Here is a 24,791-nt window from a genome sequence, read left to right on the forward strand (position 1 = left end):
GAAGCCTATGAATTTCTCATATTTCGGAATTGGCGCACCGCGATAGACTTGCCTAAACACTTCACCGACGAACCAAAAAAATGAAGATTACCAAACTGACCACCTACCGCATTCCACCGCGCTGGATGCTGCTCAAGATTGAAACCGACGAAGGCATCGTCGGCTGGGGCGAGCCGGTCATCGAAGGCAAGGCCCGCACCGTAGAAACCGCCGTCCACGAGTTTTCGCAATACCTGGTCGGCCAGGACCCGCGCCGCATCAACGACCTGTGGCAAGTGATGTACCGCGGCGGCTTTTACCGAGGCGGCGCCATCCTGATGAGCGCCATCGCCGGCATCGACCAGGCGCTGTGGGACATCAAGGGCAAGGCGCTCGGCGTGCCGGTCTACGAGCTGCTGGGCGGCCTGGTACGCGACCGCATGAAAACCTATAGCTGGGTAGGCGGCGACCGCCCGGCCGACGTCATCGAAGGCATCAAGAAGCTGCGTGAAGCGGGCTTCGACACCTTCAAGATGAACGGCACCGAGGAATTCGGCATTATCGAAAGCACGGCTGCCGTCGATACCGCCGTGGCCCGCATCGCCGAAATCCGCGAAGCCTTCGGCAACGAGATCGAATTCGGCATCGACTTCCACGGCCGCGTCTCCGCGCCGATGGCCAAGGCGCTGCTGCGCGAACTGGAACCTTTCCGCCCGCTGTTCGTGGAAGAACCGGTGCTGGCGGAGCAGGCCGAGTACTATCCGCGCCTGGCGGAATCCACCTCGATCCCGCTGGCGGCCGGCGAACGCATGTTCTCGCGCTTCGAATTCAAGAACGTGTTCCAGGCTGGCGGCATCAACATCGTGCAGCCGGACCTGTCGCATGCAGGCGGCATCACCGAATGCGTGAAGATCGCAGCCATGGCGGAAGCCTACGACGTAGCCCTGGCTCCGCATTGCCCGCTTGGCCCGGTGGCGCTGGCGTCCTGCCTGCACGTCGACTTCGTTTCGTACAACGCCGTGCTGCAGGAACAGAGTATCGGCATCCACTACAACAAGGGCGGCGAAGTCCTCGACTATGTCTTGAACAAAGAAGACTTCAAGATCGAAAACGGCTATATCAAGCCGCTGCCCAAGCCTGGCCTGGGCGTGGTGGTCGATGAACAGCGCGTGATCGAAGCCAGCCGCAACGCCCCCGACTGGAGCAATCCGCTGTGGCGCCACCCCGACGGCAGCGTGGCGGAATGGTAAACCACGCCGACAGGGCCAGCCTGCTTGGCCTCGACTGGGGCAGCAGCAGCCTGCGCGCCTTCCTGCTTGGCAGCGGCGGTAAGGTATTGGCGGAACGCAGCAACGGCCAGGGCGCATCCACCTTGTCCGGCGTTCCGGCTTTTGCCGAAGCGCTGCAAGGCATCGCCGGCGACTGGCTGGCCGCGCATCCTCGCCTGCCGGTCCTGGCCTGCGGCATGATCGGCAGCCAGCACGGCTGGCGCGACGTGCCTTACGCAGCCTGTCCTGCCAACGCCGCTGCGCTGGCAACGGGCATGCTGCCCAGCCCCGGCGCCGAAATCTCCATCGTGCCTGGCATGCTGTACGACGACGGCGTATTGCCGCCGGACCTGATGCGCGGCGAAGAAACCCAGGTGGTTGGCGCCCTGCACCTGCACCCTGTGCTGCGCGAAGCATCCTGTATCGTACTGCCCGGCACCCATTCGAAATGGGCCCAGGTGCAGGACGGCCGCCTGCTGCGCTTCGCCACCCATATGACGGGTGAACTGTTCGCCGTGCTGCGCACCCACTCCGTGCTGGGCCGCTTGATGGGCGACAGCGGCGAATTTGCCGAACATGCTTTCGTTGCAGGCGTGGACGCCGCGCGCGACTACGGCCACCTCGGCATGAGCCACCAGATTTTTGCAGCGCGCAGCCTGGGCGTCACCGGCCGCGCACCGGCCAGCGACCTGGCTGACTACCTCTCCGGCCTGCTGGTAGGCCACGAGTTGCGCGCCGGCCTCGAATGGCGTGCCGCCGCCGGCCTGGCGCAAGCGCCGCTGGCCCTGGTCGGCAGCCAGGTGCTGTGCCAACGCTATACCCTTGCGCTGCAACGCTTCAACGCGGCGCCACCGCTGCTGCTCGAAAACACCGCACCGGCCGGCCTGTACCACCTGGCGCAGGCCGCCGGCATGATCAAGGATTGAAATGATTGATTCCCCTTTCCAGGCCGCCTTCGCGGAATTGCCGCTGGTCGCCATCCTGCGCGGCGTGCAGCCGCATGAGGCAGAAGGCATCGGTGCAGCCCTCTACGACGCCGGCTTCCACCTGATCGAAGTACCACTAAATTCCCCGCAGCCGCTGGACTCCATCGCCCGCCTGGCGCGCAGCCTGCCTGCCGACGCCGTGCTGGGCGCGGGCACCGTGCTAAGCACCGCCGCCGTGCAGGATGTGCAAAATGCCGGCGGCAAATTGATTGTGATGCCGCATTCGGACACCGCCGTGATCCGCGCCGCCAAGGCAGCGGGCATGTATTGCGTCCCTGGCGCCGCCACCCCGACCGAAGCCTTTGCCGCTGCCCATGCGGGTGCCGATGCGCTCAAGCTGTTCCCGGCCGAACTGGTAACGCCGACCGTCATGCGCGCCATGCGCGCCGTGCTGCCGCCCGCCCTGCCGCTGCTGCCGGTCGGCGGCGTTACGCCGGAAAGCATGGCCACCTGGCGCGCAGCCGGCGCCACCGGCTTTGGCCTCGGCTCCGCGCTGTACCAGCCCGGCCTGGATGCAGCCGCCGTGGCCGAGCGCGCACGCGCCTTCGTCGCAGCCTGGAGGCAGGATGGCACAGCACGCTCTGCCTGAACCTGCACTGCCTTCCGCCAGCATCGGCCCACTGCTCTGGCATGACGGCAGTTGGTGGTGGAGCGACGCCGCCACGCCGGCCCTGAAAGCCTGGCGCGGCAAGGGGCAACCGGATAACAGCAGGCTGCCCGAACATCTCGCGGCTTTCGCCTTCTGCCGCAGCGGCAAGCTGCTGCTCGGCCTCGACAAATGGCTGTACCTGGCCGAACGCACACCACCCGGCGCATTCAAGCTGGCGCGCCGCCTGCCCCTCGCCGTCGCCGCTGTCGATCCGGCGGAAGCGCGCACCCGCATCAGCGACGGCTGCGCCGACCGCCACGGCAATTTCGTCCTCGGCACTGCCAATTCAAATCACGGCGCGCCGCCCATCGGCAGCTTCTACCAGTACTCGCAGCGCAACGGCCTGCGCCGCCTGGCCTTGCCGACCGTCTCCGCCGCGCATGGCATCGCTTTCAGCGCGGATGGCAACACCCTGTATTTCGCCAGCGGCGACGGCAGCGAAATACTGGAAACTACGTATGCCCCCGCGCGTGCCGAAGTGGGTAGAATCAGACGCTTCGCCAGCCTTGGCAACGCTCGCCTTGGCGGCATCACGTCCGATGCGGCCGGCAACGTCTGGGCCACGTTATGTGAAGAAGGCAAGCATGGCCGCCTGGCGCAATTCACAGCCGGCGGCAAGCTGCTGCAAGAACTGCCGTTGGCAGCGACGCACCCCGCGCGCCCCGCATTCGGCGGTGAATACATGGAACAACTGGCCGCAGGCGCCCATGACGGCGGCCTGCAAATCATTGAAATGGCCGGCGTGCAGGGGCTGTCCCCGTCCCTGTTTGACGACGCTGCCGATTGACGCTGCACGGGGGCTGGCCCTATTATTGACCGCATGTCAGATCCACGCTCGGACCGCTTCGTACGGTCCCACCTGAAAACGCGCCACCTGGTGCTGCTGGTCGAATTGGGCCGGCATCGCTCGATTCTCCACGCAGCTCAGGCAGCAAACCTCACCCAGCCTGCGGCCTCCAAGCTGCTGGGCGAGATCGAACACGCGCTGAACGTGCAGTTGTTCGAGCGCCTGCCGCGCGGCGTCGTGCCCACCTGGTATGGCGAAGTGATGATACGCCGCGCCGGCACCGCCCTGGCGGAAATGGATGCGGCCCACCAGGAAGTGATGGAACTGATTTCCGGCCTGTCCGGCCGCGTCTCGATCGGCACCGTACTGACTCCATCCGCAGGATTGGTCACCGATGCCGTCAAGCTGCTGAAAAGCCGCACCGCCAAAGTGCAGGTATCGATCACGGTCGACACCTCCAAGATCCTGGTGGAACGCATGCGCGCCGGTGAATTCGACCTGGTGATCGGCCGCCTGCTCGATTCCAACGTCGCCTCCGAATTCAATTTCGAACCGCTCACCGACGAACCGCATAGCCTGATCGCCGCCGCCGACCACCCCTTCGTCGGCCGCAAAGACCTGCAACTGGCCGACCTCGCGCGCGAGCCCTGGGTCCTGCCGCCCGCAGGCAGTATCCTGCGCGATCGCCTGACGTCCATGTTCCTCTCGCAAGGCCTGGAGCCGCCAACCGAAGTGGTGGAAACGCTGGCCATGCCGGTCGTGGTCAACCTGCTGCCCGGCAGCCGCATGATCGCCGCCATGCCGGAAGAAACCGTACGCCCCTACCTGGACGCCGGCCTGCTGGCCGTGCTGCCATGGGACCTGGGCCTGCGCATGGACATGTACGGCATCGTCACCCGCAAGCGCCACCGCCTGTCGCCCGGCGCCGAAGCCATGCTGGCCGCCCTGCGGGAAGCGGCCCAGGCGCGCTACCGCCGCTAACCGGGCGGCGGTCAATAACTCACGTGATAATCCTTGGGGAACTTGCGTCCCCCGAAGGCCTTTCTCTGCGTCCAGTCCTGCGCCGGCGCGGTCCAGTAGGAATCGTCGGCCGGCAAACCTAGCGCCAGCAAACTCGCGGCAGCGATATACATGCTGCCATTGTTCGAGTACCAGTCCCCCAGTTCCGGCTGGTGGCCGACGAAGCCTATGGTCAGGAAGCCATCCTTGGTGAAGTTGGTCGGATCGTCCCAGACGGCATGGTGTACCGCTTGCAAAGCAGCGCGCACCTGCCCTTCCGGCAAACTGGCCGGGAGCTGTTTGCGCCATGCGAGCAGCGCGAGCGGCTGGAATGCGGCAGTCCGGTACGTCAGGGAGCGGCCAATCGGAGGGAATGTGCCCTGCGGCGAGATAAAGCGCTCCAGATGCTCGCCATACCGCTGCATGCGCTTTTGCGCCTGCGCCAGCAGGTCGGCCGGCTTGCCGTTCCAGAACGGGCCGTTGGCCTTGTCCAGCACTTCCAGAATCTCCACCAGCATCGGATACATGACGAAGGAGTTGTAGTAGTCGAAGTGGAAGGCTTCGCCGTCCTTGATCCAGCCGTCGCCCACATACCATTCATTGACCTTGCGGATCGCAACGTTCATGCGCATCGGGTCATACTGTTCGCCGATGGAAAGCAGGAAGGCCTCGTTCATTGCCGCGAACAGCATCCAGTTGATATACGGTGGCTCGATGCGGCGCAGGCCCTTGATCTCTTCGATGATGCGGCGCTTGGTGGACGCGTCCAGCGGCTCCCACAGCGCTTTCGGCGCGCGCATCAAAGCATTGGTGAAATAGGCGGAATCGACCAGTGTCTGGCCGGGGCCTTTCCACAACAGGTAGTCCGGCGACTTCGGATCGACCGAATTGACGTAGCTTTGCAAGGCCTGCTCGCGCAAGCGCTTGCGCGAGCGGCCCTCTGCGCTGTCATCATCGGGCAGCGCCAGCCAGGGCGCCATGCCCGCAATCAGGCGGCCAAAACATTCAAGGTAGGCGACACCGGAATCGCGGCCGTCCCAAGTCGGGCTCAATTCGAGGGCAAACTTCTTTTTCAGTTCGCCCCGCGCCATATTCGACAGCACCGGGTCCGCCATCTTTTGCAGCAGGCCAAGCATATAGGCACGGTCGGCGCCCTGCCCCACGCCGGTCGCCCCGGCCGCAGCGGCAAGCGCCGGTGCAGCAGGAATGGCCGCAGCCGCGCCGCCAGCCAGCATGCCGCGCATGAAATTCCTTCGTTCCATCCTGTCTCTCCCTTATTTATTCTGGTCGATATAGCGCACCATCTCGGCCGCCGCCAGCAGGAAGGCGCCGACGCCAAAATGCGAAGTCGAATTCCGGTCCACCACCTGCCCCGGGATGGCGCGGTCGCCGATCGGCTGCACATAGCCGATCCTGCCATCCGGTTGAAGCGCCACGCGCGCCAGGTAGTCCCAGCCCTTGCGCGCCACCGGCGCATATTCAGCTCGGTCCAGCAAACCGTTGTTCATGCCGCACAGGTAGGCGTAAGTGAAGAAAGCGGTGCCGCTGGTTTCCGGCCCCGGCGCATGCTGCGGGTCGAGCAGGCTGCGCGTCCAGTAACCTTCTTCCTGCTGCGTTTTTTTCAGCGCCGCCGCCATGCCCTGGAACTTGCGCACGTATTCGTCGCGGTGCGGCGCATCCGCCGGCAAATCCTGCAGCACCTTGGCCAGGCCCGCGAACACCCAGCCGTCGCCCCGGGCCCAGAAGTCCTTGCGGCCGTTCACGCTCTTGTGCGCCGGGTAGACATAACGCGCATCACGGTAGTACAGCTGTTCATCCTGGTCGAACATGATGCTGTTCGAGTACTGGAAATAGTCGTGCAGCTTTTCCAGGTATTGCGGGTTGCCGGTGGCCTTGTACAACTTGGTCATCACTGGCATCACCATGTACAGCCCATCCGCCCACCACCAGTAATCGTTGCGCGCGGTGGACATCTGGTACTCCATCACCTCTCGGGCGCGCGCAATGCGGGCAGGATCTTTCTCCAGCTGGTACAAGTCCGCGTACGTCTGGAAGCAGATCTGCCAGTCGCCGAACAGCACGTGATCGTCAGTCTCGCCGTACGCCAGCTTCCAGTCGGCCTTGACGGTCGATTTTGCCCCCTGCCACTGGTTATGCTGCGCCCAATCCAGCGAGTAATTCAGGTAAGCCGGATTGCCGGTGATGCGGTATGCCTCCATATTGCCGGTGTGGTAGGCCGCCACGTTCCAGAACGCCCATTCCTGCGCCGGGGTCTTCGCTTGCCAATACGTGTTGACCTTGTCGATCGTGGCGACGACTTCCTGCCGTTGCGGCGCTGGCGGCATCGAAGCGCAGCCGCTTAGCGCGGCCAAGGCCAGCAATGCGGTGTGAATTAGTTTCATGATTTCGAGTGCTCACATTCGAAAAAAGCCGAGGGCACTTGCGTGCCTTCGGCGAAAAAGACCGGGGACGGGAGAGAGAGTAAACCGCCCCGGCGCACTGCTCACAATTTGCCGCGCAGGCCGATCTTGATGGTGCGCCCGTCATACTTGGCGTAATCCATGCGCGTCTTCTTGCCGCTGCCGTACTGGCCGGTGGCATCCTCGAAGTAATCGTACGACAAAGTGTTCGACAGGTTCAGCGCGTCCAGGCGCAGTTCCAGGTTGTCGTTGATCTTGTAGCTGATGTTGCCATCGAGGTAGCCGCGAGCAGCGCGCCAGCGGATCAGGTCATCGCCATTGTTCTTCGGATTGTCGCCATGCAGGCTGCGTCCCTTGTAGTTATAGGAGAAACGCACTGCCCACGGCCCGTTCTCGTAGTAGGCGGTGGTGCTGTAGGCGTACTTCGGCACCGAATTGACCTCGACCTCCTGTCCTGCGTTGGTGATCCACTTGGCGCTGTTGAACGGGTCTATGTGGGTATAGCTGGCCAGCAAGCCAAAGCCCTTGAACGGCGCCGGCAGGAAGTCAAAGTCCTGCTGGTAGGACAGCTCATACCCTTTCAGCACCTGGCGGCCGGCGTTGCTGTAGGTGCGCAGCGTCATCGGCAGGTTCGGGTCCACGCGGCCATCCGGGCCATAGAAGATTGCGCCCATCGCGGTGTCCGGCAAACCCAGGGCGCCGAAGGTCGTCTGCGTCGTGCTCGACACCGTGGCGTCGGTCAGCACCTTGCGGAAGTAAGCCGCCGACAGCAGGCTGCCCTTGCGGAAGTACCATTCCAGGCTGGTGTCCATGTTCTTCGACTGCTGCGGACGCAGGTTCGGATTGCCGGCGGTAGCCGAGTTGTCGAACGGGTTCGGCACCACGGTCTGCGCGGCGATGATCGACAGTGAGGCGCGCGAAATGGTCTTGCCGAAGGAAGCTCGCCACATCAAGTCATCGGTCAGGTCCAGGGCGCTGCTGATCGCCGGCAGCACATTGCTGTACGAGCCGCTCTCCTGGTTAGGCTGGTAGGTGCCGCCAGCGCCGGTTTTCTTGAAGTTGTCGATATCCAGCTCGGTGCGCGAGTAGCGCACGCCCGCATTAAAGCGCAAGCCGTGCCCCAGCACCTCGCCCTTGAAGTCGGACTGTACGAAGCCCGACGTCACCTTTTCGGTGGCGGTGAAGCTTTGCGCCGGCGTAAAGGTCGCCTCGGTGTTATAGGCCAGCGGATCGAAGGTCGAGTAAGTGTAGTCGCGCGTGAAAGTCCCGAATTTGTGCGGCCAGCCGGCACCCATGTCCAGGTTGCTGATCGGCAGGTCGAACACCATGCCCTGGCGCATACCCGCATTGCCGAGGGAATTCAGCTTGGTGGTCATGTCGGAGGTGGCATTGCGCTTGTTCACGCCCTTCCTGGTCTCAACGTACACCACGCCGGTTTTCAGGTGGCCGGTCCACTCGCCGGGAAGGTTGTAATCCCAATCGGCAATCAGGCGGCCCTGGCGGCCACGGTCGGTTTCTCGCGTCAGGCCGGTGCCAATGCCGAAGCCCGCGTAGTTGGCCGGGTTCAGGTAGTCGCTGGTTGACGACAACGAAGGATAGACATGGTCGTTGCCGTAATCGATGGTCGAAGTAATGCCGAAGATCTGGCCGGACAGGGTGTCCTGGTAGCTTTGCGCCTTGCTGCTGTTGGCGCTCAGTTGCGCGGTGAAGGCCAGCTTGTCATTGGCCTTCCAGTTCGCATTCAGCGCGGCGTAGCTGAATTTCGTCTCGTCTTCCGTATAAGTGACGCCGCTGCTGTAGGAGGTATTGCCGAAGGTACCGGTCAGCAGGTTCGAACCGGGATCGATATGCACATCGATCGGCACCAGCCCGTTGTGGCCCGCAGTGCCCGCCGGTGCGCTCGGATTGGTCGTCTTGCTGTTGCGGATCAGGATGCCGTAATACAGCTCGTCGCGCGAGTTTTGCAGCTTGGAGTACATGGTATCCAGGCTCACGTTCAGCGTGCTGTCCTTGTACTGCAGCGAGGACACCAGCCCGTCGCGTCTGCGCTCATTGGAAGAACCATAGAACCGGTAGATGCGCGGCAGCAGCGCATTGTCCACCTGGTCGCGCGTATAGCCTGACAGGTTGGCGCGCGGATCGTTGTAATCGAGCTGCATGGCGAAGTTGCCCTGCACCGGATTCTTGCTGCCGTGCGCCGAGCTGTTATAGCCGCCGGTCGCTTCAAAGCCGGAGCGGTTGTTCACCGCCTTCGAATGTGCGCCGCCGACCAGGAAGCCCCAGTTGCCCCAAGTGTTCGAATACAGCGCGAAGGCGTTGGGGGCGGCCTTTTTCGACATCGTATTGTAAGACTCCGACACCGAATAACGCACCGCTCCTTTCGGGTTGTCGAATGGGCGCGGCGACTGCAAGTCCACCACGCCGCCCATGCCGCCCTCCGGCAATTCGGCCAGCGGCGACTTGTAGAAGTCCACGCGGCCGAACAGCTCGGAGGCAAACACGTCGTAGTTGAAGCCGCGCGCCGCGCTGCCGATGGAGCCGGTACTGGAGGTGTTCACCGGAGCGCCGTTCAGGGTGGTCACCGAATACTCGGTCGGCAGGCCGCGGATCGAGATGCGCTGGCCTTCCGCCGAGCTCTCGTCGCGGTTCAGGATAATGCCCGGCACGCGCTGCAGCGACTCGGCCACGTTCGACTCCGGGAACTTGCCGATGTCTTCCGCCACGATGGAATCGCGCACGCCAATCGCCTGCGCTTTCAGGTTCAGGGCTTTCTGCAGGCTGGAACGGAAACCGGTCACAACGACCGTGTTCGCCGCGTCCACATTCGCCGCGACGTCGGCCGATGCAGCCGAAGCGGCCACCGTTGCCTCCTGCGCCACTGCACTACTGCCGTAGGCTGCCGCCAGTGCCAGCGGCACCAGCGTCGCCAATGCTTTCTTCTTCATTTTAATGTCTCCCCTTTTATATCGAACACGCGCACCGGTTGCGGCGGACGCTTGGCAATGCCCTCGCCGTCGACCTGAGTCACGTCCTGCACGAACAAACTCATTATGCCGCTCACCTTCCACAACTCGCTGTCAAAGGTCGGCTCCCAAGCGCCTACCGGCGCCTGGGAGAGCTCCTGCACGGTCCATGTGAAAGACTGGAAATCCTTGATCACGGCCACCGACACCTTGCTGCCGCGCTCATCGTCGCGGAATACCAGCAAGCCGCCTTGTCCGGCCAGGAGCAACTGCGGCCGCGCCATCGGAATGCGTTTGGTGCCGCCGCCGCTCAAGCTGAAAGGTGTCTTATGCAGCGGCAGCGTGCGCGCCTGCCAACCCTGCCCCGTGTTGAACACCACGCGATACTGCGGGATAGCGCTTCCAACATCGCGCCAATAGCTCGCTATGTAAGGATGGCCCGCGCCGTCGGCGGACATCGAAGTCTGGTTGATCAAATCGCTGCCTTGCGGGATGCGCAGCGCATATTCCGCGCTGGACGCGGTGATCGGCAATTGATAAGGCGTGCCGTCCGAACGCTCCCACGTCCTGCCGCCGTCGCGCGAACGGGCATAGGCCAGGTCATGATTGCTCGCCACATCGGGCGATTCGCGCCACACCCAGGACAGGTGCAGCACGCCCTTTGCGTCGGCATGCGCCTGCCAGTAAGCACTGCGCTGCCCTTCGCCGTCGATCAATTTGCTTTGCAGGCGCTCCCATTTCGCCGTGGCGAGACGGTAGCGGTTCATCACCAGGTCGCCGCGCCCCGAAGCACCGTCTCGATAGAAGAACAGCAGGTCGCCATCCGGCAAGCGATGGAACTCCGGATAGCTCACCGCCTGCTCGCCGCGCCCCACCATTGCCTGCTGCGCGCCGAGCGTCAGCGCACCCGGCGCCGTGCTGCGCGCATAACGCAGAGGGTTGTCGTGATGGTCCCACGCTACGTGCAGGTAGCCAGCGCCATCGGCCATGATGCTGATGCCGTTATGCGCATCCTCGGCCTTGCCCTGGTACTGGGTGCGCTGCACCGTCCACGCCCCGGAGCCGACGCGGCGTTTCGCCAGCACCACATAGCGCTCGGCGTCGTAATAGGCGGCGTACTGCACGCCGTCATGGCTTACCAGGGAATTCTTGCGGAACACGGTCACGTTGACCGAATTATTGGCCCACGCCGGGCCGATAGTGGACTGTTTGACCTCGATTGCCTGCGCAGGCGTAGTGGACTGCACGACCAGCATCGCCGCAGCCAGCACCACCCATTTCCGCGCAAGTGATTTCATTGTCAAGTTGCAATCGTTAAGTAAGCTGAAATCATTCTACGAAAGATCGAAATATCGAACATATACATTCTTTCGAATTGCCTAGATCAAAACGATATACCACAAGCGTCGGCGTGATGGATGATATACTGTATTTTTATACAGCATTCGCGATCAGTCCAATGAACAAACTTGTCGTTGCCATTTCTTCGCGCGCCTTATTCCAGCTGGACGAAAGCCATGCGATCTACGAATCCAAGGGTGTCGATGCTTATTGCGCCCACCAGCGCGAAAACGAACATGTGGTGCTGGAGCCGGGACCGGCCTTCAACCTTGCACGCAAGCTGCTGTCGCTGAACAAAGACGCAGCCGCCGCGCCGCTGGTGGAAGTGGTGCTCCTGTCGCGCAATAGCGCCGACACCGGCCTGCGCATCTTCAACTCCATCGAACACTACCAGCTGGACATCAAGCGCGCCGCATTCTGCTCCGGCGCCAGTCCCCACCGCTACGTGGAAGCCTATGGTGCGCAGCTCTTCCTGTCGACGAATCCGGACGATGTACGCGAATCGCTGGCCCAAGGCTTCGCCGCGGCCACCATCCTGCCCTCCCATCGCGAAGACGGCAGCGGCCAATTGCGCATTGCCTTCGACGGCGATGCCGTGCTGTTCTCCGACGATTCCGAGCGTATCTACAAGCAGCTTGGCCTGGACGCCTTCGCCCGCAATGAAAGGGAAGCGGCGCGCGACCCGATGCCGGGCGGTCCGTTCAAGAACTTCCTCGCCACCCTGCACGCAATCCAGGCAGCCCATGGTGCGGAGGACGCCCCGATCCGCACCGCCCTCGTCACAGCCCGCTCGGCGCCCGCACACGAACGCGTGATCCGCACCCTGCGCGCCTGGAATATCCGCATCGATGAAGCGCTGTTCCTGGGCGGCATGCCGAAAGGCGCCTTCCTCAAAGCCTTTGGCGCCGATATCTTCTTCGACGACCAGGCCATGCATTGCGATTCAGCGCGGGAGTTCGTCCCAACCGGGCACGTCCCCTATGGCATCGCAAATGCCGCTGTCAGCGGGGAAAATTGACAACACCTGCAGGAAGCTCGCTTCCGGTGCGACGCTAAGCTCCAGCACTTCGCCCGTCACCGGGTGCTTGAACGACATGCCTACCGCCGCCAGCATCAATCGCCCAAAGCCGAAGCGCTCCGCGAAGTAGCGGTTGTGGCGCCCGCGCCCATGATTGGCGTCGCCGATGATCGGGTGGCTGATGTGCTTCATATGCCGCCGCAGCTGGTGGCGACGGCCGGTTTCGGGGAAAAGCTCCACCAGGCTGTAACGGCTGCGGTCATAACCCTCGATCGCCACCGGAATCTCGGTGGTCGCCAACCGGCGGTAGCGCGTCAACGCCTCGCGTATCGGTGCCTCCTCCTCTTTGCAACGCCGATCCTCCGGCTCTTCCCGCAAGGGATGATCGATCACGCCCTCCAGCGGCGCCCAGCCGCGCACCATGGCGAGGTAGCGCTTATGCACTTCACCCGCCATGAAAGCCTTGCCAAGCAGGCTCGCAGTCTGCGGGGCGCGCGCAAACACCAGCAAACCGGAAGTGGGACGATCCAGCCGATGCACGGCATAGACATATTCGCCGCCATTCATCTCGCGCGCATACTGCAGCGCAAACTCGGTTTCGTGCGGATCGATGGGGCTGCGATGCACCAGCAGGCCAGCCGGCTTATGCACCGCCAGCAGCCACTCGTCGCGGTAGATTTCTGTGAGGGGATTGTTCTTCATTGCAGGCGCTATTGTACAAATACTGCAGTTGGATATGCCGAAACCTTCGTTCACTTGCGCGAGGGCCTCGGCGTAGACTGGGCTCCCACTCTATTCCGAGGAGCCCGAAATGAGCTACCCAGCTTTGCACGCCTACCTGGAGCGCCTCGCGACCGGCGATTCGCCCTCCAGCAGCCTGCGCCTATCCGGCGATGGCGAAGTCCAGGGCCATATCTTCAATTGCTGGCTTGGCAGCGCCTTCCACCCGATCCGCGAACTTGGCAGCGGCCAAATCAGCGGCTATGCCGGCCGCGTACGCGGCGTGGCCGAAGAAGACCTCGGCTTGCCTATCTGGACTTACCTGGACGGCGCGGCCAGCGACGACGAATCCGTAGCGTTGGACCGCCTGTGCCGCACGCTCCACGCGGTCAACTTCTTTCACAACGACGAACTGTCCGCGCACACCCTGCACCTGAATGTGCACGACCGCCTGCTTAGCGCCGTCAGCAGCAATCACGGCATGGCCTTCCGCCGCATCCTCGATTCGCTCGAACTGCCGCTTGAGAAAATCGTGCTGCAACTGCCCGCCGTGAACGCGCGCCAAAACTGGATGCTGAACTACGTGGCCGACAACTACCGCCGCAACGGCTTCCGCATTTCCGTCAAGGTCGCCACTGCAAGCCAGCTTCCCGCCATCCTCGGGCCCGCCCTCATTGACGCGGTACGCATCGGCACCCTGCACGGCGCCAGCGCCAGTGAACTGACGCGCGTCCTGGCGCAGGTTGCCGCGCTGGACATTCAGGTACTGGTCAAGGAAGACACACCCGCCCTGCGCGAAGCCGCCGCCCGCACTGGCGCCAAGGTGCTATTCCAGGACAACGCAAAGCGAGCCGCCCCACAACGCCTGGCGGCGTAAAACTCAGGGAAGCGTCAGGTAACCAGCCAGGAACAACCTTGCAGATGGTGTATCGAGGCGATAGGTCATTGCATATCAATATTGCAATACCACGGCGATAGCGTGTCAATCTGAACACAGCACCAGCGTTAAACGCACGTTAAAACGCTGTTTTCTTGCTACTCTGTCGGCCATGCTGCCCATTCTCCCTTACCGCAAACCCCAGTTAGGTCGCGACTACTGGGTGCAGGATGACTTCCTGCCGAACGCACAAGAAATTTCGGAGCGCTGCTTCCAGCAGGACTACTGGGAACTCGGCGCCCCCTATGCCAACGAACCCTGGCCCGGCAAGCGCACGCCGAACGCGCTCACGCCGTCCGAGATGGAATACCTTGAAACCTGGGTAAAGAAGATGACCGGCGCTAAGCGCCTGTGGCAGGAAGCGACACCGGAAGGCAGCTCGCTGAACCACAACTACTTCCAACTGGTAGGCATGCCGGACTCCGGCTCCCGCCCGCACACCGATTCCACCAAGCTTTGCCGCTACGCCTGCGTGATCTACTTGTCGCCCGATCCGGATCCGGAATGCGGTACCTCGTTCTACCGCCAGCGCCAGCCCAACGGCTCATTGGGCGGCAACCTGTGCATGCCGCCGCACGCCAACCTGCGCGAAGCGCTGAAGGTAAAAGGCTTGCCGCCGGAAGCCTGGCAGGAAGACGTGCGCGTCGATAATAAGTTCAACCGCATCCTGCTGTACAAGGCCAACCTGGTGCACTCGGCCACCGGCTACTTCGGTTTCGACCATCGGGACAAGCGCCTGACCGCAGTCTTCTTCTGGATGGCTTGAGAATCCCACGGCGGGCCTAAAGCCGTCCCGCCAGTGGGCTGGTCGTCGCCGACACAGACTTACTGCCTGGCTGGTGCACGCGCACCAGCACGCTCGCGATACCGGCCGCACTCTCCACTTCATCCGGACCGACGATTTCATAGCCGGTCGCCGCGGAAAACTTCACCTTGCGCCCGCTGACCGGCACTACCGTGCCTTGCGAATCGAGAATCCTGGCGCGAACAAACACAAGGTCATCGCGAACCGGCGCCACACCCATATCGTCCAGTGCGAGCTGAAGCTGCGATGCTTCGCCGGGAGTACGGACGATATGCGTCGCGACGGGCTTGCCGTCCACGTAGGCTGTCGCCTTCAACTCACCCGGTTCGAAACGCGGCAACTCGAATTCCAGCGGCGGGTGGGCCAGATGCGGATACAAGGCGGAGGGCCCGCCTTGTTTGCGCGGCACGCTACGGCCGTTCAAGGAAAGCTCCACCGCGTCCGCGTTGCTGAACACGCGCACCGTGCTGGAAGAATCCGGCTGCCAGTAGCTGGCGATAAAGACCATCGGGCCGCCCTCGTCAACGCCACGCTGCGAACGGAAGAAATGAGCGGCGAACTTCGGCCGCCGGTCGATGCTGTAGGCGCCAGGGGAGGACAGATCGTCGCAACAGCCGCGTCCATGGTCGAACATGACCCAATAACCATCTGCAGATGCGCCGGTAGAGAAGTTGTCGTCGTGCGCTTCGGCGACGTTGCTGGCCTGTTGCAGCAATCGCGCCTCGCCATCCCCCAAGAGAGGACGGCTATTGCGGTCCTTGGGCAGCATATTCGCCCATGCCGTCTGGTTAAAGCCAGCGTTCATCGCGAAATATTCCCAATCGCCATATTCGGACACGATCAGCGGCTTGCCAGCCGGCGGTGCCTGCGTATCGTTGCCAAGCTTATGCTGGCGCGCCTGCAGGTAAATATCATAAGACTGCGGCTGCCAGCCGGCGGAGTAAGCCTGGTCGCCGGGGTACTCACGCTTGACGGTCTGGTGCAACGCACTCACCAAAGCATCCGGCATGTGCGTTTCATTCAGCGAGCACTCCCATGCCAGCACGCTCGGGTGGTTGCGGTCGCGGCGAATCATATCGGTGCACGTCTTCACAGCCTGCGCGGAAAAAGCGGGATCGGGATTGTAGAACTGCCAGCCCGGGATGGAAGGCAGCACCATCAATCCCAATTCATCAGCCGCGGCCATGAAGGCCGGTGACTGCGGATAATGCGACAGCCGCACATAGTCGAAGCCGGACTGCTTGATCAGCAGCGCATCGCGGTAGTTCGCCTTATCCGACAAGGCATAGCCGGCAAATGGGTATTCCTGGTGGCGGTTCACACCGCGCAGCATGAGCGGCTCGCCATTGAGCAGCAGCTTACCGTTTTCCATTGCCAGGCGGCGGATGCCGATGTTTGTTTGCACAGTGTCGCGCTGGCCTTTGCTGGCCACCGTCGTTTTCAACTGGTACAGCTTGGGACTGCGTGGCGACCACAGCGCGGGCTGCTCAACGTGCAGGCTTTGCGTGATGTGGCGGCATTCGCCTGCTGCCAGCTGGGCCGATTCCTCCTTCTGCACCACTTGCTTGCCGCCGCGCTGCAGCTCATTGCGCAGCATGATGCTCCTGGATTCCGCCGACGCATTGCAGACTTCAGTCTTCGCCTGCACCTGCGCCGCCGCTCTATCGGCCTGGGGATAGGTCACGAAGACACCACCGCCTGCCACCGTGTTGGACAGCATTTCATCCGTAATATGCACGGCTGGTTTGACGCTGAGCGATACAGCGCGATACAGGCCGCCATACTGGATGTAGTCCAACAATTTCAACGGTTTTGGGCCGGTGACCGCATTGTCCTCATTATTGATGCGCACCTTCAGTTCGTTCTGCCCTTTGCGCCTCAGGAAAGGCGTTACATCGAATGAGAATGGCAGGTAACCGCCGAGATGCTGGCCAAGGTGCTGTCCGTTCAGCCAGACATCGGCCACGTTCATAGCGGCTTCGAAACGGAGGATGGCGCGCTCGCCGGGCTTAAGGCTTAGCGCAAACGACTTTTTATAGTATGCGGTCCCCTGCCATGCATGGGTCGGAATCGCAGCTTCGATACGCGCGGTATGCGGCAGGTTGACCTTCTCCCAGTGCTGGTCGCTGTCACGGGAAAACGCCCACGATTGGTTGAAGTCGAGTGCTGCAGCATCCGCTGCGGCTGCAAACGTGGCCATGACCAGCAAAGCCTTGAATCGGCAAATCATCTTGATAAATTCCTCCTGAAATTATCTTAAAGAGATGCCGATCGGTCAGCTATGCAATTTTTGCGCCCATGTATATGATTTCACTGAGGCTGGAGCACGCGCAAGCGTTCGGTGGCGTGCGCATTCTGCGCATTGAGTTCCAGCGAGCGGTTGTAGTTTTTCACGGCCAGATCATGTTCGCTTGCCGCCTCATACGCTTCGGCCAGGCTATCGTAGGCATTGAAGCTCGCCGGATACAGCCGCACTGCCAGGCCGAGCACCTCAATCGCTTGTGCATTTTTGCCAGCGCTAAGCAAGCGATACCCCCAGATATTCAGCTCGCCTTCCGAAGGTTGGATAACGCCAGTCTGCTTTTTGAGCTGCGCGAATTTTTCGTCCAAGTTTTCAAAGCCGCTGATCTGCGCCTGTTCGCGCAGACGGTAGGTGGCGTAGCTGCTGCTGATCTTGCGCAGCCCAGGCAAATAATGGCTGGCGACGACATCGATCATGTCCTCAGGGGAGGCACCGGCGAGATTGGTGAGGATCACAATCGCGAGGTCGTTCTCGGGATACACGTAGAAGGCGGACCGCATGCCGCCAATGCCAGCGACAACGCGATATTCCTTGTCGCGGATGGCCGGCCAACCCTGTGCCCACGGCGCAGCCTTGCCGTCGTTGAACGATCCACGTCGCCACATTTGAGCCAAGCCCGCCTGTGAAACCAGCTTGCCCTTCTGGACAGCCACGATCCACTTCGCCAAGTCTTCCGCCGTAGTGTTGATGCCCGCACCGGTTCTCAGGAATGCAGGAAATTCATCGACCGACTGCTTCAGCGTTTTGCCATCCGCATCGAAACGGTATGACGGCGCTTTGTCCATCACCAGATCGCGCGAATCGCCATAGCCTGTTTGCGGCATGCCGACCGCATCGAATTGCCGCTGCTGGATGAACTTTGCAAACGGCTGCCCACTCAGTTGATCGATGATCTTCCCGAGCAGCAGATAATTGGTCTGGTTATAGCTGAAACGCTCGCCGGGTTGGAATTCCATCGGCAAGGTTTGCACATGGCGCCACGCCGCATCCTGCCCACCCGCCACCACCAGGCTCGAAGTTCGCTGGTCGATGATGTCCGGTATGCCGGACGTGTGATTCATTAACTGGGTGATCGTCACCTTCTGCCATGCCGCCGGCAGATCGCTGATATAGCGCGACACTGGCGCATCCAGTTCCAGCTTGCCCTGCTCCACCAACTGCATAATGGCGACACCGGTAAACGATTTCGTCGCAGAGTTGATCGAGAATACGCTGCGGTTCGTCACCGGCAGGGAGTGCGGCAGCTCCGCCTTGCCGAAAGACTTCAGCATGACGATCTTCCCGCCCTGGACCACGGCAACCTGCATACCAGGTATGCGCCGCTCACGCATTTCGTCTTGCAGGTAGCGGGAAACCTGCGCCTCCACTGCCGGCGCAGCACCTGCGGAAGCTCCGCCAATCGTCACGACCATCGCAATCGCTACTAAGATTCGTCTCAGACCGTTCATGGATCAGCACTTTCATGTAGGGGAAGTCAGGACGAGTCTAAACGAAGTAGAAAAAAATATCTACTTTGATGGGGAACTGGGCGAAACTTTATGTAGCGAATCCAATATTGCATTTAAAATAACCGTCACTCCATATTCGAATCGTTCGCCATGCGCTTAACAGCCCTGCTTTTCGCATTAAGCATTCCCTTTTCCGCGATAGCGGCGCCAGAGCCCCTTAAAGAAGCAAGCCAATGGATTCATGGCGTACCTGCGGGCCAAGCTTGCGTGGAGCCCTTGCAAGTGCATCGAGCCGGGCCCGGCGCCTTTATCATTCGCGAGAACAAATGCGTGAACACGGAAGCGCCGTTTCTCTACCTGATACTCGGTGAAGAAAAAGCGCTCTTGTTGGACACCGGCGCTAAGCCAGAAGATGGTGTGGCCTTTCCCTTGATCGAAACGGTCAACCGCTTGATTGGCGGACGCAAGCTTAGCCTGCTCGTCGCGCATACTCATAGCCACCGCGACCATACAGCCTTCGATTCCGCGTTCCGCGCCCGTGCCGATACGACCGTCGTGCGGCCAGCACCCGATGCTGTCAAAGCGCATTTCCAGCTTAGCCAATGGCCCGAGGGTGAAGCCGAGGTTGACCTTGGCGGGCGAAAAATCACGGTCCTGCCCCTTCCCGGCCACGAAGCAGCGCACCTGGCCTTTTACGATCAGCGCAGCGGCACGGTCTTCAGTGGAGATTCCCTGTATCCCGGCATGCTAACGGTGCGTGACTGGACGGCTTATCGACGAAGCATTGCCCGGTTAATGAATTTTGCGGAGACCCATCCCGTTACCGCATTCGCAGGCGCGCATGTCGAGATGATGAACAAACCCAATGCCATGTATGAGCTTGGTCCTGATTACCAGCCACATGAGCATAAGCTGTTCCTCGGTCTGGGACACCTGCGTCAATTGAATGAAGCACTGACCGCACAAGGCGAAGAACCAGCGCATATCGAGCGCGCCGACTTCATTGTCGAACCTGTTGGACCAATATCTGCCGCGTGGGTGCTTGGTCCACTGGTTTCGTTACAGCTTGTCGTAATGGGCGTGCGGCGGAAAAGACGAAGCGGTAGAAATGGCTATTTACACCTGAGTCCGTGAGCTTTCGTGCGACGTGGATGAATTTGATAGCAAAGCTCATTTGAGCTAATCTATAGGCTCAAAGGAGTCAACCATGAATACGCGAAGGAAACACTCTTCCCCGATGTCTGTGGCGAAACGGGCAGAAGCATCCGGAGATAAAAGTGCGGAGCAAAGTTCCCCTATCGTCCGCATCCGAAAGCGCACAAGTTCCTCAAATGCAGGTCAGTTTGTGGCCTGGCACCACATGGACGTCAACGAGAAGATTAATGTGATCAGGTTGGGTGTGCCTGCGCGGATGGTAGGCGACCTTTCATCGTTCATGGGGATATCCAAGGAAGCATTAATCGATTCCTTGGGACTTTCGCGTGCCACAATCAATCGCAAGGTACAGCGAGAGCTACCACTTTCGCGCGATGAATCTGAGCGCGTGATGGGAATGCAGTCCTTGATTGGCCAGGTACAAGCCATGATAGATGTCGATAGCGCACCGAACTTCGACGCAGCCAAATGGCTAGCACGTTGGCTGACCGAGCCACTGCCAGCACTTGGCGGCGCCACACCAGCCAGTTATATGGATACGGTGGAAGGCCAGAAATACGTCGGCAATATGTTGGCAATGGCCCAGAGCGGAGCTTACGCGTGACGGTTGCCTTGTGGCGCATCGCAGCCACTACGCCCACTTATGAGGCCAGCGACCTATCGGGCACCGGCGCCAAGCACACAGGAGGGCGGTGGAATCCGATCGGCATGGCGGTCACATACGCCTCCGAAAACATTTCGCTGGCAGTGCACGAAACCATCGTGCACCTTCGCAGTGGAGGTCTGCCGCTCAATCGGTATTTGGTGCGAATCGATGTACCTGACGATGTCTGGGCTTCGCGCCAAGTGCTTTCGCTGCCCGCCGATTGGGATGCCCAACCAGCTGGGATGACCAGCGTGCAGGCAGGCGCCGCATGGTTAACGAGCAAAGCGTCGGCGCTCCTGGTAGTACCCTCGGTCATCGTCCCGGAGGAATCAAACATTCTGATCAACCCACAACATATAGATGCGATAAGCATTACTGCCACCGTCATGCGCAAGTGGCATTATGATTCGCGGTATTTCTGACGGTCGACAGAAATGAAAAAGCCGCCCAGTGGGCGGCTTTTTGAATCGTTGGCGGGAGAGGGGGAGTCGAATGCTTCGAATACACCCTTTAACTAAGCCATCTCAACGAGAATCTTAGAAACCATGGAGTCATACTTGGATTCAAAAAAATTTCAGCCTCGCCTGGAGGCTACAGCCGGGAAACTCCAGCTCAAGAGGTTTGCCATTCGTTGTGTTCTAACGACAGACTTCCAACTCTCCTCATCCACCCTTCCCTTCGTCAACGCCGCCTGACAAACGAAACGATTGCGCGATTCAACGACCTCATGGTCCAAAACTTACACCAAGAGTCCTCAAACGCAGCGACGCAATTTAAGGCGGAACCAGACAGACATCAAAAGTTAGAATTTCCGGCTCATCCGAACGCGTCGTAGCATTTTTGTTAGGCAATGAAGGGGAAATCAGAGTAGGGAATTCAATGAGCAAACGAGCGAATCCCCTAAAGCATTATCAAATCGATTTCATCAGGAGTATATTTCTTCTTCATTCTGCTTATAAAATCTGGTTCAATATGCAAACTAAATGCCAAAAGGCCCTTTAGCTTCTGTCTAAAATCTTCATCATGCCTACCATGCTTAAATTGATGGATCATAGAGGAAATAATTCGCTTCTTTTCACGACCTAGTGACAAGTTGCCATCATTTGTAATTACAATACCAGTAATATGGCGGTTGAATGCTTTTGATGAAAATACGGTTTTCTCCACATTGATGGAGATCGTATTCTTATATTCCTTCTCCAGTATTCTTTGAACAACAGACGGGACATCAAAGAGAATATTCTTTGCGTTCGTCGTAAATGCGAGGTCATCTGCGTACCGTGTGTAATTGATACCGTTTTCCACACAATAATTGGAAATTAACTCATCAAACTTAGCCATGATAAAGTTTGATATGAACGGGGAGCTTGGTGCTCCAATACTTAAGCGAAGCGAATCCGTTCGCCTAGGACGCCAGAATAGCAACCGTTGCAGAAAAAGAATGTCTTCCTTCGAAAACTCAATGTCAAATTTTTGCAAACATTGGAAAAATAGACCTGGGGTAATACTAGGAAAGAAATCTCGAAAATCCATTTTCAGCAAATAACGATTTGCCTGATGATGCATTGCATTGAGCTTGATTCCTGTTCCCTTTTCATACGCCATAGCGGCACGATGCACTGGCAAGATTTTCTTAAGCTCTTCCAGAACCACTCGCTGCACAAACTTCGTTTGCTTTGAAGGTTGAGCAATAAGCCTATAACCACCACCTCCCCTTTTAGGTATGTAGTACTTCTTGTACCGATGTGGAGCACTCAGGGCAAACTCAAGCAAGTCTGCCTTCTCCATAAACATCGCGTCGGAAACCTTTGAGATCAGGCTAATCATTTGGCTTCCTTGATTTCGTTAATCTGTGCAAGGGCTAGCCTTCGTTTCTTTGACTGCTCGTCCTCTGCAAGAAGATAGCTTTGCCGAAGAAGCATTCGCATATCTTTCGTTGTTCGCACAACCTTGTCATTTCTCGCACCAAACTTCACGCGCCTCTGAGAGTCTCCAGCGTCGTAATAGTATTTCACATTGGAATAAGTGGTGAAGGCGACCAACCCAATCTTTTCTAACAAATAAAGAAGCCTACTAACCTGACTTTGTTTAATTTCCAAATCGAGAGCAAGTAACACCAGCTCAATTTCAAGAATCTTTATTGGCGTTGCAATCTGAATAATGTCGTAAATTAAGAGCGCGACATGCCCGGAGTTTTTCTCCTCGAAATTGGCTGATTTTTTCGAGTTTTCAACCTTTGCAAGGATATCTCCAACAATCAATTCAAGATGCTCATACTTCTTTGTATCGGTATCAGCCCAAGGATATATAATTACTGATGTCGGGTCGCTTCGAAGAAGATTTTCTATAGGACCAAGGTAAATGAAGGAGTCTTTCGCCTCAACTTCATTTTGAGGAGCAATTACTAGCAACTTATTGGCAAGGGATTTATCCATGCAGAAAAGCCCAAGCTCAACAAGTGAGCCTGCGCTTTCTAAGCAAACGATAATGAGCGAGGCAATATTTGCGATATCTGTTTCAAACTCTAAGAGGTCCGCATAAGCGCCCTCCTTGAAGTAATCCTTGAAACTTTCAGCTAAAATACAAGATTGAAATAACTGTCCATGCTCATCTTCCAGATGATTGACAATTCGCTGGCGAACGCTCGCCGGTATGTATGCCGTGTTGTTAATTTCACCACCGCAGACAAATATTTTTGGCGGAGTGAAAGATACTTTGAATTTCGACAGTTCTAGAGCTTGAAACTCCTGTATCAGCAGATCGTCAAAATTCATGTATGCCCATCATAAAAATAACGGCCTCATTCGAGGCCGTTACAAAAAATCTCTTCACCTAAAGGGAGCGTTAAAGGCAGCCCTAGCGCTCCTGACGGAGCGCAGTGGAGGAAGGATCGCTAGGGCTGCCTTTAACGCAACCTAAGTGTCCTCAATAAGTTAGTGTCTGGCGCATCGCCCGACAAGGATATTCCGGTAATTTGGTCTTATCCCACGCGTAAAGAGGACTTTATTTTAGCCAATATTTGCATAAGGTGCAATTGGATGTGTTCGTTGTCAACATGCCACAATACTGTAGGGGGCGGTTCGCAAGGGGCGAGTAGTTTCAGCGCCTCGTGGAGAAGTGAAGGCGAGCAATAAGCACTTGAGGCGAGCTGTGCAGACTCCACAGGGAGGACGTTCGAAGCTGTGGTTGAAAATATGAGGTGCTTTTTCAGCTGCCCCCTTGTCTGTACTGTAGTGGCTCAAGCTTGACCTGACATCGACTGTCTGATGGGTTAAAGTCCTCGATGGCCTGAGCAAGCGGCCAGCATCTGAGCTGCACTGCCTTCGGCCTAGAATTTTTTCCCCAGATTCGATTATCAAGCTTCCATCTCGTAGCACGCGCAAAAGCGATCCATGTGCTGGTTTGTATTGCGGCACTATCCAGAGAGAAAGGCATGACGATGACCCTCGACGATTGCAATGCCCACTTTAAATTCATTACGAGTTCTACTAGCAAGGACGAGATTAAATCGCACTTGCGATCACTGCTCAACGAAGTACGTGTTTTGAGCTTCGAGACAGGACAAGGTGAATGCTATTGGAGGGGTGTCTTCGCAGAAAGCGAGCCTTTCCGCCCAGTGTCTCGTATCACATATGCGCCCCCCGCAATGGCGAGGACAAATAGAATGAACGACGCGGGCTCACCGATGGTCTACTGTGCCAGAAGCCCCCGTACAGTCCTCGCAGAACTTCGTGTTCAACCAGGAAACTATGTTCAATGGTTTTGCTTCACGCGACTTCCCGATAAGTATCTACGTTTGTGTGTTTTGGGTGAGCTAAAGCATGTTCAGCAAACTGGACATACACGAATGCACGGAGCCGATCCGCAAAATGTAATTCGGAAATTAATCAACAAAAACGGACGCGATAGTGCAAGGCGCCTCATCTACATCGACACCTTCTTATCAAGCTTACTTGCGCAGTCCAAATCAGAGAGTAAGGACTATCTAACGACCCGAATTTTAGCTGAGTTAGCACTTGAGCAAGCTGAATCGCATGGCCTGACGTATCCTAGTGTCGAGGATGCGTTAGGGGTCAATGTGGCGCTGACCCCTTCAATTTTTGATTCACACGCACGCATCATTTGTTGCCAGCACATTCGTATAGATAAGGTGCACAAGGGGAGTCGAGATAGGCCAGGTCGATTTAAATTTACACTCTTGCATAACGCTACGGCTATCGATGACCGGCACGAGTTCATCTGGAAGCAAGCAGCGTTTCCGAAAGAACTCAATCTATTCAATCTAACTTTGCGAGAGCGCGAATTGCTTGCCGAGCGTAAGAACGACGCAGATCCGTTTCGCATTTTGAACCCAGATTGATCAGTTTA

Annotated in this window: 21 protein-coding genes; 12 read left to right on the plus strand and 9 right to left on the minus strand. The window is 58.8% G+C overall.

The annotated features are described in order from the left end of the window. The first annotated feature begins 80 nt into the window (after positions 1–80). Genes dgoD through AC1RTP_RS13800 form a run of 5 tightly spaced genes read left to right on the plus strand, consistent with a single transcriptional unit; the run spans position 81 to position 4,650 of the window. The gene (gene dgoD, locus AC1RTP_RS13780; protein ID WP_498608194.1) at positions 81–1,229 is read left to right on the plus strand and encodes a galactonate dehydratase; all 1,149 of its coding nucleotides are present in this window, start codon (positions 81–83) and stop codon (positions 1,227–1,229) included. Further along, the gene (locus tag AC1RTP_RS13785; RefSeq protein ID WP_498608195.1) at positions 1,223–2,173 is read left to right on the plus strand and encodes a 2-dehydro-3-deoxygalactonokinase; all 951 of its coding nucleotides are present in this window, start codon (positions 1,223–1,225) and stop codon (positions 2,171–2,173) included. Before dgoD ends, AC1RTP_RS13785 begins: the two co-directional genes overlap by 7 nt. Position 2,174: 1 nt before the next feature. Beyond that, the gene (locus tag AC1RTP_RS13790; RefSeq protein ID WP_498608196.1) at positions 2,175–2,822 is read left to right on the plus strand and encodes a 2-dehydro-3-deoxy-6-phosphogalactonate aldolase; all 648 of its coding nucleotides are present in this window, start codon (positions 2,175–2,177) and stop codon (positions 2,820–2,822) included. Then, entirely contained in the window at positions 2,800–3,669 is an 870-nt protein-coding gene (locus tag AC1RTP_RS13795) for an SMP-30/gluconolactonase/LRE family protein (RefSeq protein WP_498608197.1), read from the plus strand. The genes AC1RTP_RS13790 and AC1RTP_RS13795 overlap by 23 nt, the downstream gene beginning before the upstream one ends. Before the next feature lie 33 nt (positions 3,670–3,702). Beyond that, on the plus strand, positions 3,703–4,650 hold the full coding sequence (locus AC1RTP_RS13800) for a LysR substrate-binding domain-containing protein (RefSeq protein WP_498608198.1): 948 nt from the start codon (positions 3,703–3,705) through the stop codon (positions 4,648–4,650). An 11-nt stretch (positions 4,651–4,661) separates the two neighbouring features. Here the strand turns inward: AC1RTP_RS13800 and AC1RTP_RS13805 are convergent, their stop codons facing one another. The 4 genes from AC1RTP_RS13805 to AC1RTP_RS13820 all read right to left on the minus strand — a co-directional run bounded on the left by AC1RTP_RS13805 (position 4,662) and on the right by AC1RTP_RS13820 (position 11,349). Next, entirely contained in the window at positions 4,662–5,930 is a 1,269-nt protein-coding gene (locus AC1RTP_RS13805; RefSeq protein WP_498608199.1) for a DUF2264 domain-containing protein, read from the minus strand. A gap of 12 nt (positions 5,931–5,942) precedes the next feature. Further along, entirely contained in the window at positions 5,943–7,070 is a 1,128-nt protein-coding gene (locus AC1RTP_RS13810) for a glycoside hydrolase family 88/105 protein (RefSeq protein ID WP_498608200.1), read from the minus strand. A 101-nt stretch (positions 7,071–7,171) separates the two neighbouring features. Continuing rightward, positions 7,172–10,033, minus strand: a complete 2,862-nt coding sequence (locus AC1RTP_RS13815) for a TonB-dependent receptor (RefSeq protein ID WP_498608201.1) — start codon at positions 10,031–10,033, stop codon at positions 7,172–7,174. Then, entirely contained in the window at positions 10,030–11,349 is a 1,320-nt protein-coding gene (locus AC1RTP_RS13820; RefSeq protein WP_498608202.1) for a BNR repeat-containing protein, read from the minus strand. The genes AC1RTP_RS13815 and AC1RTP_RS13820 overlap by 4 nt, the downstream gene beginning before the upstream one ends. Before the next feature lie 161 nt (positions 11,350–11,510). Between AC1RTP_RS13820 and AC1RTP_RS13825 the strand changes: the two genes are divergently transcribed. Continuing rightward, the gene (locus tag AC1RTP_RS13825) at positions 11,511–12,410 is read left to right on the plus strand and encodes a 5'-nucleotidase (protein ID WP_498608203.1); all 900 of its coding nucleotides are present in this window, start codon (positions 11,511–11,513) and stop codon (positions 12,408–12,410) included. Here AC1RTP_RS13825 and AC1RTP_RS13830 read toward each other — a convergent pair. Then, the gene (locus AC1RTP_RS13830) at positions 12,336–13,112 is read right to left on the minus strand and encodes a pseudouridine synthase (RefSeq protein WP_498608204.1); all 777 of its coding nucleotides are present in this window, start codon (positions 13,110–13,112) and stop codon (positions 12,336–12,338) included. The genes AC1RTP_RS13825 and AC1RTP_RS13830 overlap by 75 nt on opposite strands. 109 nt (positions 13,113–13,221) lie before the next feature. Here AC1RTP_RS13830 and AC1RTP_RS13835 point away from each other — a divergent pair, with 109 nt between their 5' ends. Together AC1RTP_RS13835 and AC1RTP_RS13840 are read left to right on the plus strand one after the other, a co-directional pair. After that, on the plus strand, positions 13,222–14,007 hold the full coding sequence (locus AC1RTP_RS13835; RefSeq protein ID WP_498608205.1) for an EAL domain-containing protein: 786 nt from the start codon (positions 13,222–13,224) through the stop codon (positions 14,005–14,007). Positions 14,008–14,179: 172 nt separating this feature from the next. Then, positions 14,180–14,833 carry a DUF6445 family protein gene (locus AC1RTP_RS13840; protein WP_498608206.1) on the plus strand — a complete coding sequence of 218 codons (654 nt, stop codon included), beginning with the start codon at positions 14,180–14,182 and terminating at the stop codon, positions 14,831–14,833. A 16-nt stretch (positions 14,834–14,849) separates the two neighbouring features. Here the strand turns inward: AC1RTP_RS13840 and AC1RTP_RS13845 are convergent, their stop codons facing one another. Further along, positions 14,850–17,102, minus strand: a complete 2,253-nt coding sequence (locus AC1RTP_RS13845; protein ID WP_498608207.1) for a glycoside hydrolase family 2 TIM barrel-domain containing protein — start codon at positions 17,100–17,102, stop codon at positions 14,850–14,852. Between the two features lie 80 nt (positions 17,103–17,182). Beyond that, positions 17,183–18,622 (minus strand): serine hydrolase, encoded by a 1,440-nt coding sequence (locus AC1RTP_RS13850; protein WP_498608208.1) that lies wholly within the window; start codon positions 18,620–18,622, stop codon positions 17,183–17,185. Positions 18,623–18,772: 150 nt separating this feature from the next. Between AC1RTP_RS13850 and AC1RTP_RS13855 the strand changes: the two genes are divergently transcribed. From AC1RTP_RS13855 to AC1RTP_RS13865, 3 genes are all read left to right on the plus strand, one after another. Then, positions 18,773–19,756: an MBL fold metallo-hydrolase gene (locus tag AC1RTP_RS13855; RefSeq protein WP_498608209.1), complete on the plus strand. Its 984-nt coding sequence runs from the start codon at positions 18,773–18,775 to the stop codon at positions 19,754–19,756. 73 nt (positions 19,757–19,829) lie between these two features. Beyond that, complete coding sequence (locus tag AC1RTP_RS13860) at positions 19,830–20,381, plus strand: Xre family toxin-antitoxin system antitoxin (protein WP_498608210.1); 552 nt, start codon at positions 19,830–19,832, stop codon at positions 20,379–20,381. Then, positions 20,378–20,845, plus strand: coding sequence for an RES family NAD+ phosphorylase (locus AC1RTP_RS13865; protein ID WP_498608211.1), 468 nt, complete (start codon positions 20,378–20,380; stop codon positions 20,843–20,845). The genes AC1RTP_RS13860 and AC1RTP_RS13865 overlap by 4 nt, the downstream gene beginning before the upstream one ends. A 478-nt stretch (positions 20,846–21,323) precedes the next feature. Here the strand turns inward: AC1RTP_RS13865 and AC1RTP_RS13870 are convergent, their stop codons facing one another. Next, on the minus strand, positions 21,324–22,250 hold the full coding sequence (locus AC1RTP_RS13870; protein ID WP_498608212.1) for a retron St85 family RNA-directed DNA polymerase: 927 nt from the start codon (positions 22,248–22,250) through the stop codon (positions 21,324–21,326). Continuing rightward, complete coding sequence (locus AC1RTP_RS13875; RefSeq protein WP_498608213.1) at positions 22,247–23,197, minus strand: retron St85 family effector protein; 951 nt, start codon at positions 23,195–23,197, stop codon at positions 22,247–22,249. Before AC1RTP_RS13875 ends, AC1RTP_RS13870 begins: the two co-directional genes overlap by 4 nt. Positions 23,198–23,862: 665 nt before the next feature. Here AC1RTP_RS13875 and AC1RTP_RS13880 point away from each other — a divergent pair. Beyond that, a complete protein-coding gene (locus AC1RTP_RS13880; protein ID WP_498608375.1) occupies positions 23,863–24,783 on the plus strand; it encodes an RES family NAD+ phosphorylase in 921 nt (306 codons plus the stop codon). Positions 24,784–24,791 lie beyond the last annotated feature (8 nt).

This window comes from Pseudoduganella sp. GW821-FHT11H04 (genome assembly GCF_058807935.1).

What these genes read in the sequence shown, in the direction of transcription:
- dgoD (WP_498608194.1), top strand. Translation starts at nt 81, where the DNA reads ATGAAGATTACCAAACTGACCACCTACCGCATTCCACCGCGCTGGATG.
- AC1RTP_RS13785 (WP_498608195.1), top strand. Translation starts at nt 1,223, where the DNA reads ATGGTAAACCACGCCGACAGGGCCAGCCTGCTTGGCCTCGACTGGGGC.
- AC1RTP_RS13790 (WP_498608196.1), top strand. Translation starts at nt 2,175, where the DNA reads ATGATTGATTCCCCTTTCCAGGCCGCCTTCGCGGAATTGCCGCTGGTC.
- AC1RTP_RS13795 (WP_498608197.1), top strand. Translation starts at nt 2,800, where the DNA reads ATGGCACAGCACGCTCTGCCTGAACCTGCACTGCCTTCCGCCAGCATC.
- AC1RTP_RS13800 (WP_498608198.1), top strand. Translation starts at nt 3,703, where the DNA reads ATGTCAGATCCACGCTCGGACCGCTTCGTACGGTCCCACCTGAAAACG.
- AC1RTP_RS13805 (WP_498608199.1), bottom strand. Translation starts at nt 5,930, where the DNA reads ATGGAACGAAGGAATTTCATGCGCGGCATGCTGGCTGGCGGCGCGGCT.
- AC1RTP_RS13810 (WP_498608200.1), bottom strand. Translation starts at nt 7,070, where the DNA reads ATGAAACTAATTCACACCGCATTGCTGGCCTTGGCCGCGCTAAGCGGC.
- AC1RTP_RS13815 (WP_498608201.1), bottom strand. Translation starts at nt 10,033, where the DNA reads ATGAAGAAGAAAGCATTGGCGACGCTGGTGCCGCTGGCACTGGCGGCA.
- AC1RTP_RS13820 (WP_498608202.1), bottom strand. Translation starts at nt 11,349, where the DNA reads ATGAAATCACTTGCGCGGAAATGGGTGGTGCTGGCTGCGGCGATGCTG.
- AC1RTP_RS13825 (WP_498608203.1), top strand. Translation starts at nt 11,511, where the DNA reads ATGAACAAACTTGTCGTTGCCATTTCTTCGCGCGCCTTATTCCAGCTG.
- AC1RTP_RS13830 (WP_498608204.1), bottom strand. Translation starts at nt 13,112, where the DNA reads ATGAAGAACAATCCCCTCACAGAAATCTACCGCGACGAGTGGCTGCTG.
- AC1RTP_RS13835 (WP_498608205.1), top strand. Translation starts at nt 13,222, where the DNA reads ATGAGCTACCCAGCTTTGCACGCCTACCTGGAGCGCCTCGCGACCGGC.
- AC1RTP_RS13840 (WP_498608206.1), top strand. Translation starts at nt 14,180, where the DNA reads ATGCTGCCCATTCTCCCTTACCGCAAACCCCAGTTAGGTCGCGACTAC.
- AC1RTP_RS13845 (WP_498608207.1), bottom strand. Translation starts at nt 17,102, where the DNA reads ATGATTTGCCGATTCAAGGCTTTGCTGGTCATGGCCACGTTTGCAGCC.
- AC1RTP_RS13850 (WP_498608208.1), bottom strand. Translation starts at nt 18,622, where the DNA reads ATGAACGGTCTGAGACGAATCTTAGTAGCGATTGCGATGGTCGTGACG.
- AC1RTP_RS13855 (WP_498608209.1), top strand. Translation starts at nt 18,773, where the DNA reads ATGCGCTTAACAGCCCTGCTTTTCGCATTAAGCATTCCCTTTTCCGCG.
- AC1RTP_RS13860 (WP_498608210.1), top strand. Translation starts at nt 19,830, where the DNA reads ATGAATACGCGAAGGAAACACTCTTCCCCGATGTCTGTGGCGAAACGG.
- AC1RTP_RS13870 (WP_498608212.1), bottom strand. Translation starts at nt 22,250, where the DNA reads ATGATTAGCCTGATCTCAAAGGTTTCCGACGCGATGTTTATGGAGAAG.
- AC1RTP_RS13875 (WP_498608213.1), bottom strand. Translation starts at nt 23,197, where the DNA reads ATGAATTTTGACGATCTGCTGATACAGGAGTTTCAAGCTCTAGAACTG.
- AC1RTP_RS13880 (WP_498608375.1), top strand. Translation starts at nt 23,863, where the DNA reads ATGACCCTCGACGATTGCAATGCCCACTTTAAATTCATTACGAGTTCT.